Below are 432 nucleotides of genomic sequence, written 5' to 3' on the forward strand. Positions count from 1 at the left end.
GGCGGCCCCAGCGGGCATCCCCCCAGCGATAAAGGCCAAGAACAGCGTAACAAATCCGAGAGTGCGGACGTATGGCATGGAACCCCTTCTGTTGCGACAGGGGGCCGAAGTGACGTTGCTACCTTAAGGCAGCCTTAAGGTTCGCCTCCGACAGCAAGTTCACGATAAGGAGCCGCTTCAATGCGCATTCTGGTCGTCGAGGACGATGTCGTTCTCGCGGACGGTCTGAAAGTTGGTCTCGGGCTCTATGGAGCCACACTGGACGTCGTCGCGAGCTGCGCGGACGGACAGGCCGCGCTCGCGGTTGACACGTTCGATGCGGTCGTACTGGACGTCATGCTTCCTGATGGATCGGGGCTGGATCTGCTAGCTTCGTTGCGCGCCAAGGGCGATCGGATTCCGGTTCTCTTGCTGACCGCCCTCGACGAGGTG

The 432-nt window shown here is 61.1% G+C and carries 1 protein-coding gene; it reads left to right on the forward strand.

The window, feature by feature from the left end; translation table 11 throughout:
* Positions 1–180: 180 nt before the first annotated feature.
* Positions 181–432, forward strand: a 252-nt coding sequence (locus tag AC5ZGW_RS47170; RefSeq protein ID WP_496114277.1) for a response regulator, incomplete at its 3' end; no start/stop codon positions are given.

The sequence above is a fragment of the Bradyrhizobium sp. Crot121 genome (assembly GCF_059512385.1).